The organism is Pseudomonas glycinae, from assembly GCF_001594225.2.
GTDB classification, from domain to species: domain Bacteria; phylum Pseudomonadota; class Gammaproteobacteria; order Pseudomonadales; family Pseudomonadaceae; genus Aquipseudomonas; species Aquipseudomonas glycinae.
Genome location: NZ_CP014205.2, coordinates 5,485,347 through 5,500,289 on the forward strand (window position 1 = coordinate 5,485,347; position 14,943 = coordinate 5,500,289).

Annotated in this window: 13 protein-coding genes; 6 read left to right on the forward strand and 7 right to left on the reverse strand. The window is 60.6% G+C overall.

Annotated elements, in window-relative coordinates; translation table 11 throughout:
* Position 1 precedes the first annotated feature (1 nt).
* Together grxC and secB are read left to right on the forward strand one after the other, a co-directional pair.
* Positions 2-256 (forward strand): glutaredoxin 3, encoded by a 255-nt coding sequence (gene grxC, locus AWU82_RS25095; protein WP_007952522.1) that lies wholly within the window; start codon positions 2-4, stop codon positions 254-256.
* A 53-nt stretch (positions 257-309) separates the two neighbouring features.
* Positions 310-795 (forward strand): protein-export chaperone SecB, encoded by a 486-nt coding sequence (gene secB, locus AWU82_RS25100; RefSeq protein WP_064382799.1) that lies wholly within the window; start codon positions 310-312, stop codon positions 793-795.
* A 192-nt stretch (positions 796-987) separates the two neighbouring features.
* Here secB and AWU82_RS25105 read toward each other — a convergent pair whose 3' ends face one another.
* On the reverse strand, positions 988-1,443 hold the full coding sequence (locus AWU82_RS25105) for a tRNA (cytidine(34)-2'-O)-methyltransferase (RefSeq protein ID WP_007952520.1): 456 nt from the start codon (positions 1,441-1,443) through the stop codon (positions 988-990).
* On the opposite strand from AWU82_RS25105, the gene AWU82_RS25110 reads away from it, so the two are divergent.
* Entirely contained in the window at positions 1,442-1,882 is a 441-nt protein-coding gene (locus AWU82_RS25110) for a hypothetical protein (protein ID WP_064382800.1), read from the forward strand. The two genes, AWU82_RS25105 and AWU82_RS25110, sit on opposite strands and share 2 nt — an antisense overlap.
* Positions 1,883-2,292: 410 nt before the next feature.
* On the opposite strand, the gene ntrC is transcribed toward AWU82_RS25110, so the two are convergent.
* From ntrC to glnA, 5 genes are all read right to left on the reverse strand, one after another.
* The gene (gene ntrC, locus AWU82_RS25115) at positions 2,293-3,729 is read right to left on the reverse strand and encodes a nitrogen regulation protein NR(I) (RefSeq protein WP_007952518.1); all 1,437 of its coding nucleotides are present in this window, start codon (positions 3,727-3,729) and stop codon (positions 2,293-2,295) included.
* The gene (gene glnL, locus AWU82_RS25120; protein ID WP_064382801.1) at positions 3,726-4,811 is read right to left on the reverse strand and encodes a nitrogen regulation protein NR(II); all 1,086 of its coding nucleotides are present in this window, start codon (positions 4,809-4,811) and stop codon (positions 3,726-3,728) included. The genes ntrC and glnL overlap by 4 nt, the downstream gene beginning before the upstream one ends.
* Before the next feature lie 230 nt (positions 4,812-5,041).
* Positions 5,042-5,665: a DUF4124 domain-containing protein gene (locus AWU82_RS25125; RefSeq protein WP_064382802.1), complete on the reverse strand. Its 624-nt coding sequence runs from the start codon at positions 5,663-5,665 to the stop codon at positions 5,042-5,044.
* Complete coding sequence (locus tag AWU82_RS25130) at positions 5,662-6,171, reverse strand: DUF4124 domain-containing protein (RefSeq protein ID WP_064384146.1); 510 nt, start codon at positions 6,169-6,171, stop codon at positions 5,662-5,664. Before AWU82_RS25130 ends, AWU82_RS25125 begins: the two co-directional genes overlap by 4 nt.
* Before the next feature lie 198 nt (positions 6,172-6,369).
* Positions 6,370-7,776: a glutamate--ammonia ligase gene (gene glnA, locus AWU82_RS25135; RefSeq protein WP_011332032.1), complete on the reverse strand. Its 1,407-nt coding sequence runs from the start codon at positions 7,774-7,776 to the stop codon at positions 6,370-6,372.
* A 327-nt stretch (positions 7,777-8,103) separates the two neighbouring features.
* Between glnA and thiI the strand changes: the two genes are divergently transcribed.
* A complete protein-coding gene (thiI, locus tag AWU82_RS25140; RefSeq protein WP_064382803.1) occupies positions 8,104-9,558 on the forward strand; it encodes a tRNA uracil 4-sulfurtransferase ThiI in 1,455 nt (484 codons plus the stop codon).
* A gap of 139 nt (positions 9,559-9,697) precedes the next feature.
* The gene (gene typA, locus AWU82_RS25145; RefSeq protein WP_064382804.1) at positions 9,698-11,518 is read left to right on the forward strand and encodes a translational GTPase TypA; all 1,821 of its coding nucleotides are present in this window, start codon (positions 9,698-9,700) and stop codon (positions 11,516-11,518) included.
* A gap of 229 nt (positions 11,519-11,747) precedes the next feature.
* Here typA and AWU82_RS25150 read toward each other — a convergent pair whose 3' ends face one another.
* Positions 11,748-12,185 carry a YkgJ family cysteine cluster protein gene (locus tag AWU82_RS25150; protein ID WP_007961740.1) on the reverse strand — a complete coding sequence of 146 codons (438 nt, stop codon included), beginning with the start codon at positions 12,183-12,185 and terminating at the stop codon, positions 11,748-11,750.
* A 258-nt stretch (positions 12,186-12,443) separates the two neighbouring features.
* Between AWU82_RS25150 and AWU82_RS25155 the strand changes: the two genes are divergently transcribed.
* The gene (locus AWU82_RS25155) at positions 12,444-14,894 is read left to right on the forward strand and encodes a glycogen/starch/alpha-glucan phosphorylase (RefSeq protein ID WP_064382805.1); all 2,451 of its coding nucleotides are present in this window, start codon (positions 12,444-12,446) and stop codon (positions 14,892-14,894) included.
* Positions 14,895-14,943: the final 49 nt, after the last annotated feature.

Below are 14,943 nucleotides of genomic sequence, written 5' to 3' on the forward strand. Positions count from 1 at the left end.
CATGAGCGACGTCATCGTCTACTCCAGCGATTACTGCCCTTACTGCTCGCGCGCCAAGTACCTGCTCGCGAACAAAGGCGTGGCCTTCGAAGAGATCAAGGTCGATGGCAAGCCGCAGGTGCGCGCCGCCATGGCCCAGAAGGCCGGACGCACGTCCGTGCCGCAGATCTGGATCGGCGACACCCACGTCGGCGGATGTGATGATTTGTATGCCCTGGAGCGTGCCGGCAAGCTCGACGCGCTGCTCAAGGCCTGACCTGCTGCAAACGTAAAGAACCCTAAAAGACCCAAGATCAGAAAGGATCTGAGATGACTGACCAACAGAACACTGCAGCCAGCGAAGAAGAAACCGCACCGCAATTCTCCTTGCAGCGCATCTACGTACGCGACCTGTCCTTCGAAGCCCCGAAAAGCCCGGCGATCTTCCGCCAGCAGTGGGATCCGGCGGTCGCTCTGGATCTGAACACCCGCCAGAAAGCCCTGGAAGGTGATTTCTACGAAGTCGTGCTGACCCTGTCCGTCACCGTGAAAAACGGTGAAGAAGTGGCCTTCATCGCTGAAGTGCAACAGGCCGGTATCTTCCTGATCAAGAACCTGGACGCGGCTTCGATGAGCCACACCCTGGGTGCGTTCTGCCCGAACATCCTGTTCCCTTACGCTCGCGAAACCCTGGACAGCCTGGTGACCCGCGGTTCGTTCCCGGCCCTGATGCTGGCCCCGGTGAACTTCGACGCCCTGTACGCGCAAGAGCTGCAGCGCATGCAGGAAGCCGGCGAGACCCCGACCGTTCAGTAAGCGGTCGATGCAACAACGAAAAAAGCGCCGTTACAGGCGCTTTTTTCTTGGCTGATCGTTCCTGTGCTGATCGTTCCCACGCTCCGCGTGGGAATGCAGCCCGTGACGCTCCGCGTCACTGGACGCGGAGCGTCCCCAGAGGCATTCCCACGCAGAGCGTGGGAACGATCAGCGGTGTCTTCTTGGGCGGTGTTATTTGAAGTCGTTCTGCCGCCACGCTTCGTACACGGCCACCGCCACGGTGTTCGACAGGTTCAGGCTGCGGCAGCCTTCGCGCATCGGCAGGCGCAGGCGCTGTTCGCCGGGCAGGGCATCGAGCACTTCCGGCGGCAGGCCACGGCTTTCCGGGCCGAAGATGAACGCATCGCCGGGGACGAACGCGGCATCGTGAAACGGCCGCGAACCCTTGGTGGTGAAGGCGAACAGCCGTGGATGACCGAGGCTTTCCAGGCAACTGGCGAGGTCGGCGTGGCGCTGCAAAGTGGCATACTCGTGGTAGTCGAGACCGGCGCGGCGCAGGCGCTTGTCGTCCATCTCGAAGCCCAGCGGTTCGATCAAATGCAGGTGGCAGCCGCTGTTGGCGCACAGCCTGATAACGTTGCCGGTGTTCGGCGGAATTTCCGGTTGAAAAAGGATGACGTGAAACATGCACGGCTCCGAAGGTAAAGATGACGCGCATTCTACGCCGCAAGCGGATCCGCGTTCGAAACTATTCCCGCGGGTGATGTCATCGCTGGCGATCGTCGGTGTGATGGTCGGGATGATGATCGGCCGTTTGACCACGCCTGACCCAACCGTCTTGCAGCAGGTCGAGGTGATCGATGATGGTCTGGCGGTCTGGTTCAACAACGAGCCGAAGCTGCATGGCGAGATCGTCGATGGCAGCGTTGCGTTGCTGTTTGAGGCCGAAGGCCAGGCGCAGAAAGGCCAGCTCAAGTTCAACGGCAAGGACGTGAACTGGCGGACGCGGTTGAGTGACGGGGGATTGTTGCTGACGCTGGTGGCGGCGCGGCCGCTGCAGGGCGACTGGGCCGGCCAGGCGGTCGATGACCGCTGGCGGCTGGAGATCCATCTCCGGGAGCAATAAAAGAGGGAATCCCCGGCCTGCCTGTACCAAGGTTCCCGAAACGGGCGGGCTCATCGCATGGCGTTCTGAGCCGGTGTAAAGAAGGAACCCCTGACCTGCCTGTATCAAGGGCCCCAAAAGGGTGGACTCGCTGAGTCCGGTGTAAAGAGGGGAATCCCCGGCCTGCCTGTACCAAGGCCCCCGAAAGGGTGGGTGAATCGAATCACCTGAAGGAGTTATTGCAGGGGGCGTGCCAGTTTTTCTCGTTTTGAAACAAAAAAGCCCGGCACAACGACGAAGGCCCCGTAATACGGGGCCTTCGGCTTTTCACAGGACGGGGTTTTCAGCGATTTACAGTGCAAGCCTGAGTTCGTGGCCGTGCCCGATTAAGGGTCACGGTGCCTTGCGGCGGTGCAGGCTGGCGCTGAGTCTCAGCCTTCATCGCCCTCATCGTCATCCCCGCCATCGACCTTCATGCCGAGTTCCTTGATCTTGCGGGTCAAGGTGTTCCGGCCCCAGCCCAGCAGCACGGCTGCGTCGCGACGACGTCCGGCAGTGTGCTTCAACGCGGTCTCGATCATGATTCGCTCGAACGCCGGCACCGCGCTGTCGAGCAGGCTCGACTGACCGCGCGCCAGGGCCTGATCGGCCCACTGACGCAGCGCCTGTTCCCAGTTGGTCACCGGCGCCGAGTCCTGCGGCAGGCTCAGCAGTTCCGGCGGCAGATCGCTGATGTGCACTTCGCGTCCGGACGCCATCACCGTGATCCAGCGGCAGGTGTTTTCCAGCTGCCGCACGTTGCCCGGCCATGGCAGGTTCTTCAGGTATTCCTCGGTCTCGCTTTTCAGCAGCTTAGGCTCCACCGCCAGTTCTTGCGCGGCGCGGCTGAGGAAGTGCTTGGCCAGGGTCGGGATGTCTTCGCGACGGTCCGACAGGCGCGGGATGTGGATGCGGATCACGTTGAGGCGGTGGAACAAGTCCTCACGGAATTTCCCGGCGTGAACCAGGGTTTCCAGATTCTGGTGCGTTGCGGCGATGATCCGTACATCGACCTTGACCGGCACATGTCCGCCGACGCGATAGAACTCGCCATCGGCCAGCACCCGCAGCAGTCGGGTCTGGGTATCCGCCGGCATGTCGCCGATTTCATCGAGGAACAGCGTGCCGCCGTCGGCCTGTTCGAAGCGGCCGCGACGCAGGTTGGCCGCACCGGTGAACGCGCCTTTTTCGTGGCCGAACAGCTCGGATTCCATCAGGTCTTTCGGGATCGCCGCCATGTTCAGCGCGATGAACGGCGAGGCTGCACGCGGGCTGTGGCGGTGCAGGGCGTGGGCCACCAGTTCTTTACCGGTGCCGGATTCGCCGTTGATCAGCACGGTGATATTGGAATGGCTCAGGCGCCCGATGGCGCGAAACACTTCCTGCATTGCCGGCGCTTCGCCGATGATTTCCGGGGTGCGGGTCAGGGTCGGGGCGACTTCCAGGCCTTGCTGCTCCTGGGCATGCTGATTGGCGCGCTTGACCAGCGACACCGCTTCGTCGACATCGAACGGCTTGGGCAGGTATTCGAACGCGCCGCCCTGATAGGAGGCAACAGCGCTGTCCAGATCGGAGTGAGCGGTCATGATGATCACCGGCAGCCGCGGGTGCTGCTCGCGGATCCGCGCCAGCAGGTCCAGGCCGCTGGCACCCGGCATGCGGATGTCAGAGATGATCACGTCCGGCTGCTGGCGCGCGAGGCGGCTCATCACGCCATCGGCACTGTCGAAGCTCTGGGTGGTCATGCCTTCCTGTTGCAGGGCTTTTTCCAGAACCCAACGGATAGAACGGTCGTCATCGACGATCCACACGGTTTCACTACGGCTCATGTCGATGTGGCTCCTTGTTCCAGTGGCAGAAAGATCGAGAACGTGGTGTGGCCTGGATGGCTGTCACACTCGATCAGGCCCTGGTGCTGGCTGATGATGTTCTGGGTGATGGCCAGGCCCAGCCCGGTACCGTCCGGACGGCCGCTGACCATGGGAAAGAAGATGGTTTCCTGGAGTTCCGCCGGAATGCCCGGACCGTTGTCGATGATCTCGATCTTGGTCACCAGGCGATGGCGGACGTGGCCGATGGTGAACTGGCGCATGGCGCGGGTACGCAGGCTGATGCGGCCCAGGCGCAGCTCGTTCTGGCTGCTGATGGCCTGCATCGCGTTGCGCACGATGTTCAGCACCGCCTGAATCATTTGTTCGCGGTCGATCAGGACATCGGGGATGCTCGGGTCGTAATCGCGCACCAGTGTGATGCAGCCCTGGCTTTCGGCCTCGACCAGTTGGCAGACGCGCTCCAGCACTTCGTGGATGTTGCACAAGGCCAGCGACGGCAGTTTGTTCGAACCGAGCATGCGGTCGACCAGATTGCGCAGGCGGTCGGCCTCTTCGATGATCACGTTGGTGTAGTCGCGCAGGCTGTCTTCCGGCAGTTCCCGGGCCAGCAGTTGCGCAGCGCCACGAATGCCGCCGAGCGGGTTCTTGATCTCGTGGGCCAGGCCGCGCACCAGCATCTTGCTGGTTTCCTGCTTCGACAACTGGGCCTCTTCCTTGGTGATCCGCAACAGGCGGTCACGAGGATGGACTTCCAGCAAAAGCAGGGTCGCGCCGTTGCTGAGGATCGGCGTCACCGCGTAATCCACGGTCAGGGTCTGGCCGGTGAGGGCAGTGAGCATCGCTTCGCGCTTGGTAAACGGGTGCGCCTGCTCCACCGCCTGGCGCAACGAATTGAGCGCCTCGGTGGACTCGGTGAACAGCTCGCTGATGAACTGCCCATGGCTGCGCTGACCGCTGATGGCCAGCAGCATCTCCGCCGCCGGGTTCATGTACTCGAGGCGCAATTCGCTGTCGAGCAGGATGGTGGCGGTGGTCAGATTGTCGAGTAGCAAGCGATGCAGTGCGTCACTGATGGTCATGAGGACCTCTTTTGGAGCATGGCGCGCGCAGGGATACAGCGCTGATGCGAGGAAAATGCAAAAACCAAACCAAGGCTCCGAAAAGAAGCGTTCAACCCCTGAAACGGGCGTTTGACGCTCGTTTGCGTGGCAGTCGAACCGCTCTGGCGGGTACTTTCGAACCAAAATGGGTTGGAATGTGAGTACGGTGCAGCGTATTGCACCAATATAGTGCGCAAAGCTGAACGACGTCAGAAGAAACGCAGGAAAGGATTTTTCGGTTCGGCGGGTTTGTCTTTCAGCGGGCATTCCGGGCGCACGCCATAGTCGGCGCTGACGCACGGTTTGACCTGACGCTTCTGTGCCAGGGAAATGCGCTGCATGTGGAACGGCTGGTTGGCGGTTTTCTCCACGGTGCGGCCCTCGGCATCAAGGATCTCGACAGACAGGTTGTGGCTGCCACGATCGATGTTGCTCAGCGGGAACACCGGGCTCAGACCGGGTTCGCCGACGGCCTGGCCATCCAGCAGCAGGCGATACCGATGACCTCTTTGCAGGCCCGGTTCGCTGGTGACGCTGACGATCAGCTCGCCGGCGCTGCTGCGAATGGTCGCGTCCGGCTCGGGGATCAGCACGCGCAGCATGTCGTAGTGGAACAGCGGCGGCTCTGCTGATTGCTTCGACGGCGCGACCGGTGCAGCGGCGGTCGGGTTCGAGGCCATGCGATTACTGGTGGCCAGCGGCACACGCTTGGCGTTGCCGCGCGGTTGATCGGTGTAGACGCGATTGCCTTGGGCGTCGATGTAAGTGAACACCTCGGCCGATGCGCCAAACGCGATCAGCGACAGGCACAAGGCAATCAATCCTCGCGTCATGGCTTGTGCACCCGCTGCACGGTGAACACCACCGCAGGACTCTGCTGAATGATCGTCTCGCCATTGATCACCTGCACCGCCAGCCGATGCTCGCCCCGGTCGACGTTAACCAGTTGCAGGATCGGCACATTGCTCGGCTGGCCATAAGGCGCGTCGTCCAGCAGCAGGCGCAGTTGATGCGGCGGTTGCAGGCGCGGCTTGATCAGCACGCTGACCGTGAAGGTGCCGTTGTTGGCGCGCAGGGCTTCCTCGGTGGGCAGGCCGGTCAGCTCCAGCACTTCGTAGGCATTGCGCGCTGGCGCAGGGCTGGGGGTGTCTGAAGAGGGCGGGCTCGGTGCCTGGGGCTGGACGCTGTTGAGCGGCGGCAACTCCACCGGCTGCGCCTGCACCCCATCCGGCGCGTGATCGCTGTACACCGTGTTGCCGCTGGCGTCGGTGTACTTGTAGATCTGCGCGGCAGCGGGCAAGGCGATCAGCAGCAGAATAGAGAGAAGGGTGCGACCCATGAAATCGACCGGAACGAAAACGATGGGATGCAGCATAGGCCAGTCGTGGCGGTTGGCCCAACTCGCTGCACATCCAGAAATGTATTCAAGCACCACAAGTCCCACAGTGTGGTGCATCGCCAACGAATTCCGGCCAATAAAAAAGGCCTCCCGAAGGAGGCCTCTTTTTGTCACGCCGCGTGGCGCGGCGCTACCGGATCAGCAGCTGTAGTACAGCTCATATTCCAGTGGGTGTACGAAGGTGCGGACCTTGATTTCTTCTTCGGATTTCAGCGCGATGTAAGCGTCGATGAAGTCGTCGGAGAACACGCCGCCCTTGGTCAGGAACGCACGGCCCTTGTCCAGCTCTTCCAGGGCTTCTTTCAGGCTGCCGCAAACTTGCGGGATTTCTTTCGCCTCTTCAGGCGGCAGGTCGTACAGGTTTTTGTCGGCAGCATCGCCTGGGTGGATCTTGTTCTGGATACCGTCAAGACCAGCCATCAGCAGCGCTGCGAAAGCCAGGTACGGGTTGGCAGCCGGATCCGGGAAGCGGGCTTCGATACGACGGCCTTTCGGGCTGTTGACGTAAGGAATACGGATCGAGGCGGAACGGTTGCGAGCCGAGTAGGCCAGCATCACTGGAGCTTCAAAGCCTGGCACCAGACGCTTGTAGGAGTTGGTGGCCGGGTTGGTGAAGCCGTTCAGGGCCTTACCGTGCTTGATGATGCCGCCGATGAAGTACAGGGCGGTGTCGGACAGGCCGGCATAGCCTTCACCCGCGAAGGTGTTCTTGCCATCTTTGGAGATGGACATGTGAACGTGCATGCCCGAACCGTTGTCGCCGTACAGAGGCTTCGGCATGAAGGTCGCGGTACGGCCGTAGGCGTCGGCAACGTTGTGTACAACGTATTTCAGGGTCTGGGTTTCGTCGGCTTTCTTCACCAGGGTGTTGAACTTGACGCCGATTTCGTTCTGGCCGGCAGTTGCCACTTCGTGGTGGTGAACTTCAACGGTCAGGCCCATTTCTTCCAGTGCGTTGCACATGGAGGTACGGATTTCGTGGTCGTGGTCGAACGGCGGAACCGGGAAGTAGCCACCTTTCACGCCTGGACGGTGGCCTTTGTTGCCGCCTTCCACGTCCTGGTCGGACATCCACGAGCCTTGCTCGGAGTAGATCTTGAACATCGAACCGGAGATGTCGGACTTGAACTTCACTTCGTCGAAGATGAAGAACTCAGGCTCTGGACCGGCGAATACGGTGTCACCGATACCGGTGGTCTTCAGGTATTCCTCGGCGCGGCGGGCGATGGCGCGCGGGTCGCGATCGTAACCTTGCATGGTCGAAGGTTCGATGATGTCGCAGACCAGGATCAGGGTCGGCTCTTCGGTGAACGGGTCCAGAACGGCGGTTTCGTCGTCCGGCAGCAGGATCATGTCGGAGGCTTCGATGCCTTTCCAGCCAGCGATGGAGGAACCGTCGAACATCTTGCCAACTTCGAAGAAGTCGTCTTCCAGCGCATCGCGAGCCGGCATGGTCACGTGGTGCTGAGTGCCTTTGGTGTCCGTGAAGCGCAGATCAATCCACTTGACGTCATGATCTTTGATGAGTTGAACCGACTTCGACATAGTGTCCTCCGGGTGAATTAGGGCGGGTAGTGGATGCCCTTAATAGTGGTGATGCCGGCGCGAATACTCTGCCAAGGCAACCTGCCTCACAAGGGAGCAAATTGCATGCCAGTGCCCCAGCATGGGTTTTTTGCCCCAAATTCACGCTTCTGAAGGTCGAAAGCGCCTTAAAGGCGAAAATCTCGCCCTCTAATGTAGCGCTCAAATCGAAAAATGACCCGTTTTGGTGCGTGCAAAACCTTCTGCACATTAACTGGTTAAACCTTGAGCAATTTCCGCTATAATCCGCGCCCCCCTTTTTCGGCTGGCCCTGCGCGCGCTGTTTTCATGAAACTAATCGTAAAAGTCTTCCCCGAGATCACCATCAAAAGCCGACCTGTCCGGACGAAATTCATCCGCCAGCTGGCCAAGAACATCCGCACCGTGCTCCGCGACCTGGACCCGGCCGTGGTGGTGAACGGTGTGTGGGACAACCTCGAGCTGGAAACCCGCGTCACCGACCCCAAGGCCCTGAAAGAGATGGGCGAACGCCTGACCTGCATGCCGGGCATCGCGCACTTTCTGCAGATCGACGAGTACCCGCTGGGCGACTTCGACGACATCACCGAGAAGTGCAAGCAGCACTATGGCGATGCGCTGGCCGGGAAGATCTTCTCGGTGCGCTGCAAGCGTGCGGGCAAGCATGCGTTCAGCTCGATGGACGTCGAAAAATACGTCGGCAGCAAGCTGCGCCGTGAGTGCGGTGCCGCCGGAATCGACCTGAAACAGCCGGAAATCGAAGTCCGTATCGAAGTTCGCGACAAACGGTTGTTTGTGATCCACAGCCAGCACAATGGCATCGGCGGTTACCCGCTCGGTGCGCTGGAACAGACGCTGGTATTGATGTCCGGCGGCTTTGACTCGACGGTGGCCGCGTACCAGATCCTGCGTCGCGGCCTGATGACGCACTTCTGCTTCTTCAATCTGGGCGGTCGTGCCCACGAATTGGGCGTGATGGAAGTCGCGCATTTCATCTGGAAGAAGTACGGCAGCTCGCAACGCGTGCTATTTGTCAGTGTTCCGTTCGAAGAAGTCTTGGGCGAAATTCTCGGCAAGGTCGACGACAGTCATATGGGCGTCGTGTTGAAGCGTATGATGTTGCGCGTAGCGTCGAGCATTGCCGAACGCCTGCACATCGATGCGCTGGTCACCGGTGAAGCGATTTCTCAGGTGTCGAGCCAGACGTTGCCTAACCTGTCGGTCATCGATTGCGTCACCGACAAGCTGGTGCTGCGGCCGCTGATCGTCGCCCACAAGCAGGACATCATCGACACGGCCGACCAGATCGGTACCGGTGATTTCGCCCGGCACATGCCGGAATACTGCGGCGTCATCTCGGTCAACCCGAAGACCGCCGCCAAGCGTGGCCGGGTCGAGCACGAAGAGCAGGAATTCGACATGGCGGTGCTCGAGCGTGCGCTCGCAAACGCCAGACTGGTGCCGATCGATCGGGTGATCGACGAATTGGGCCAGGATTTGCAGATCGAAGAAGTCAGCGAAGCGCTGGCCGGTCAGATCGTCATCGACATCCGTCACCCGGATGCCGCCGAGGATGACCCGCTGGAACTCGCCGGCATAGAGGTACAGACGATGCCGTTCTACGCAGTGAACGCTCGTTTCAAGGAACTGGACCCTACTCGCCAGTACCTGCTGTATTGCGACAAAGGCGTGATGAGTCGCCTGCATGCCCACCATTTGCTCAGTGAGGGGCATGCCAATGTGCGCGTTTATCGACCGAGCTAAGTGCCCGGGGCTGTTTGCCTGTGGCCTGCGTCACCGGCCCCCCGACACCGCCGTCAAGCTGTAACGGCCATGCCGGACACTACTGTCAATCGCTGCCAAGACTTGTCAGCAAACCGAATCCTCTGATCGAGATACACAAGTGATCGAAAATCTACGCAACATCGCCATCATTGCCCACGTTGACCATGGTAAGACCACCCTGGTAGACAAACTCCTGCGTCAATCCGGCACCCTGGAGCGCAACGAGCTCAACGACGAGCGCGTGATGGACTCCAACGACCAGGAAAAAGAGCGCGGCATTACCATTCTGGCGAAAAACACCGCCATCAACTGGAACGGCTACCACATCAACATCGTGGACACCCCGGGCCACGCCGACTTCGGCGGCGAAGTTGAGCGCGTAATGTCCATGGTTGACTCCGTGCTGCTGCTGGTCGACGCCCAGGACGGCCCTATGCCGCAAACCCGTTTCGTGACCAAGAAGGCTTTCGAAGCCGGCCTGCGTCCAATCGTGGTCATCAACAAGGTTGACCGTCCGGGCGCGCGTCCTGACTGGGTTCTGGACCAGATCTTCGATCTGTTCGACAACCTGGGCGCCACCGAAGAACAACTGGACTTCCAGGTTGTTTACGCTTCGGCCCTGAACGGCATCGCCGGTCTGGACCACACCGCCATGGGCGAAGACATGACCGCGCTGTACCAGGCGGTAGTCGACCACGTTCCGCCTCCGGCTGTTGACCGTGACGGTCCGTTCCAGATGCAGATCTCTGCTCTGGACTACAACAGCTTCCTGGGTGTTATCGGTGTTGGCCGTATCGCTCGTGGTCGCGTCAAGCCGAACACCCCGGTTGTCGCTATCAGCGCCGACGGCAAGCGCCGCAACGGTCGTATCCTGAAGCTGATGGGTCACCACGGTCTGCACCGCGTTGACGTTGACGAAGCAGCAGCCGGCGACATCGTCTGCATCAGCGGTTTCGACGAGCTGTTCATCTCCGACACCCTGTGCGACATCAACACTGTCGAGGCGATGAAGCCTCTGACCGTTGACGAGCCAACCGTTTCCATGACCTTCCAGGTAAACGACTCGCCATTCTGCGGTAAAGAAGGCAAGTTCGTGACCTCCCGTAACATCAAGGATCGTCTGGACAAAGAGCTGCTGTACAACGTTGCACTGCGCGTTGAAGAAGGCGACTCGGCTGACAAGTTCAAGGTATCCGGCCGTGGTGAGCTGCACCTCTCGGTACTGATCGAAACCATGCGTCGCGAAGGCTTCGAGCTGGCCCTGGGCCGTCCTGAAGTGATCATCCGTGAAGTTGACGGCGTGAAGCAGGAACCGTTCGAAAACGTGACCATCGACATCCCTGAAGAATCCCAGGGCAAGGTCATGGAAGAAATGGGTCTGCGTAAAGGCGACCTGAGCAACATGGTGCCGGATGGCAAGGGCCGTGTTCGTCTGGAATACAACATCCCTGCTCGCGGTCTGATCGGTTTCCGTAACCAGTTCCTGACCCTGACCAACGGTGCTGGCATCCTGACCTCGATCTTCGACCGTTACGCTCCAGTGAAGTCGGGCCACATGTCCGGCCGTCAGAACGGCGTTCTGGTTTCGGTTGAAACCGGCAAGGCACTGACCTACTCCCTGGAAACCCTGCAGGCTCGTGGCAAGCTGTTCGTAGAACACGGCCAGGAGATCTACAACGGTCAGATCGTTGGTCAGAACTCCCGCGACAACGACCTGGGTGTGAACCCGACCAAAGGCAAGAAGCTCGACAACATGCGTGCTTCGGGTAAAGACGAAACCATCGCTCTGGTCCCACCTGTTCGCTTCACCCTGGAACAGGCTCTGGAATACATCCAGGAAGACGAGCTGTGCGAAGTTACTCCTAAGTCCATCCGTCTTCGCAAGAAGATCCTGGACGAAAGCGAGCGTACCCGCGCTGCCAAGAAAGCCAAGGCATAAGATTTAGCCAAGGCTGAAAAAAACGCCCCCGGTCGAGAGACCGGGGGCGTTTTTGTTTGTCCGGGATTTATGCGGTGTTTGTGCGGGCCCCATCGCTGGCAAGCCAGCTCCCACAGGTTTTTTTTTTTGGGGGGGGGGGGAACACAAGTTACTTGATCACCAGTAACCTTTGTGGGAGCTGGCTTGCCAGCGAAGGCGGCCGATCAGCCGCCGAACATCTCAGGGCAGATCAGAACTTCTCGATCGACCGCGAATTCTGCACCCGTTCCACTTCCTTCGGCTTGTACGCGCAATAGCCAGGGCGCGGGCCGATCTTCGGGTGGTTGCGGCAGGTGTCCGGGCGCTTGTCATAAATGGTGCACAGGCGGCTCTTGCGATCCAGGTAGTAGCAATCGTTGTTGCTCATGCGCTGCAGGGTGAAGATCCCCGACTTCTGGTTGAAGCGCTCTACCAGACCTTCCTTTTGCAGACGCTTGGCGATGTTCTTCGGCGGGTCGCCCAGTTCGAACTCGTCGACCACGCCGATGCGTACCAGGTCCTTGATCTTGACCTCGACCGGCAGCGTGCAGCAGCTGGAAACGCACGAACCGCACATCGGGGCCGAATATTTGGCCCAGGTATCGAGACGGTCGATCTCGGCGGCGGCGATCAGGTTGGGCTTCATCATCGGTGTTTACCAGGCGTGTGCGTCAGGGCGCGCGATCATACCGGGACTGGTGGATTTTTGAACAACCTTTCGCCAGATTTTTTCTTCATGCACCCGCATCGTCCGACAATTCGGCACGGCCCCTGCATTCATTGAGGCATTCGCCAGAGTATTGCCGGTCGATCTCACACTCTCGGTAAAAACTGCCGAACCAGAGCCCTTACCGTCGGTCAGACCGTCTAGGCTCTGACAACTCCCCGCTCGCTCGAGGTCCTATCGATGACTCAAGAACCACTAGTTCGCGAAGCAGAGGTGGCCGCATTCCGCGACGCCGTCCTGACCAAACTCACCTACGCGGTGGGCAAAGACCCGGATCACGCCTTCGACCATGACTGGTTCGAAGCCATCGCCCTGGCGGCGCGCGATCACATGGTCGAGCACTGGATGGACCACACCCGGCAGATTTACCGCAAAGGCCAGAAGCGGGTGTATTACCTCTCGCTGGAATTCCTCATCGGCCGCTTGCTCTACGACAGTCTGAGCAACCTCGGTCTGCTGGACGTCGCCCGTGAAGCCTTGACCGAACTGGGCGTCGATCTCGAGCGCATCCGCATCCTGGAGCCGGATGCGGCGCTGGGCAACGGTGGCCTCGGACGATTGGCGGCGTGCTTCATGGAAAGCATGTCGACCCTCGGTATCGCTGGTCACGGCTACGGCATTCGTTATGAACACGGGCTGTTTCGCCAGGCCATCGTCGATGGCTGGCAACAGGAGCAGACCGAGCACTGGCTGGATTTCGGCAACCCCTGGGAGTTCGAGCGGCCGGAGGTGGTCTATCCGATCGGCTTTGGCGGCAGCGTCGAGACCGTCACCGACGCCAATGGCAAGTCCCGGCAGGTCTGGCACCCGGCGGAAACCGTCCGGGCCATTGCCTACGACACCCCGGTGGTCGGCTGGCGCGGGGCGAGCGTCAACACCTTGCGCCTGTGGCGGGCGAGGGCCATGGAAGACTTGCATCTGGAGCGCTTCAACGCCGGCGACCACCTGGGCGCCGTCGCCGAAGTGGCCCGGGCCGAAAGTATCTCCCGCGTGCTTTACCCAGCGGACAGCACCGAAGCCGGGCAGGAACTGCGCCTGCGTCAGGAATACTTCTTCGTCGCCGCGTCGCTGCAGGATTTGCTGCGCCGTCATCGCAACATGCACACCTCGGTGCTGACCCTCGGCGATCACGCGGCGATCCAGCTCAACGACACCCACCCTTCGATCGCTGTCGCCGAACTGATGCGCCAACTGGTCGACGTCTACGACGTCGCTTGGGACGCTGCGTGGCAAGTCACCGTCGACACGCTGTCGTACACCAACCACACGCTGCTGCCCGAAGCGCTGGAAACCTGGCCGGTGGGGCTGATGGAACGCATGCTGCCGCGGCACATGCAGATCATCTATCTGATCAACGCCCAGCATATCGATTCGCTGCGGGCCAAGGGCATCCACGATTTCGACGTGCTGCGCGCGGTGTCGCTGATCGAGGAAGACAACGGCCGACGGGTGCGCATGGGCAACCTCGCGTTCCTCGGCTCCCACAGCGTCAACGGCGTGTCCGGGCTGCACACGCAGCTGATGCGCAAAACCGTGTTCGCTGAACTGCACAAGCTGTATCCGGAGCGGATCAACAACAAGACCAACGGCATCACCTTCCGCCGCTGGCTGTACCAGGCCAACCCGGAGTTGACCTCGATGCTGGTCGATGCCCTTGGCCCGGACGTTCTGGATAACCCCGAAGAGCGGCTGCTCGATCTTGAACCGTTCGCCGAGAAACCCGCCTTCCGTAAAGCCTTCGCCGAGCAGCGTCTGCACAGCAAAAAAGCCCTCGCCTATCTGATCCACGAACGGCTGGGGATCGCGGTCAACCCGGCGGCCATGTTCGACGTGCAGGTCAAACGGATCCACGAATACAAACGGCAGTTGCTCAACCTGATGCACACCGTCGCGCTGTATCAGGCGATCCGTGCCGAGCCGGAAATCGACTGGGTGCCACGGGTGAAAATCTTCGCCGGCAAAGCGGCGGCGAGTTATCACCAGGCCAAACTGATCATCAAACTGACCAACGACATCGCCCGGGTGGTGAACAACGACCCGACCGTGCGTGGCCTGCTCAAAGTGGTGTTCCTACCCAACTACAATGTCAGCCTGGCGGAAAGCATCATTCCGGCGGCGGACCTGTCGGAGCAGATATCCACTGCCGGTTTCGAAGCCTCGGGCACCAGCAACATGAAGTTCGGCCTGAACGGTGCGCTGACCATCGGCACCCTCGACGGCGCCAACGTGGAAATGTGCGAGAGCATCGGCGCCGAGCACATGTTTATCTTTGGCCTCAGTGCCCAGCAGGTCGAAGCGCGCAAACAGAACCACGAGTTCAGCGCGGTGCCGGACATTGCCGCGTCCCATCGCCTCAACGATGTGTTGCAGGCGATTCGCAGCGGGGTGTTCTCCCCGGACGACACGTCGCGCTACACCGGGCTGATCGATTCGCTGGTGGATTACGACCGGTTCTTCGTCTGCGCCGATTTCGACTCCTACTGGGAGGCGCAGATGCGCGTCGATGCGCTCTGGCACGACGCCAATAGCTGGTGGCGTTCGGCGGTGCTGAACACATCGCGCATGGGCTGGTTCTCCTCCGACCGGACGATCCGCGAGTACGCCACGGATATCTGGAAGGCACTCGAGTAACTTTTAGCGACAAATGTGCGCCCGGCCCCACGATTGTTGGGCCGGGCCG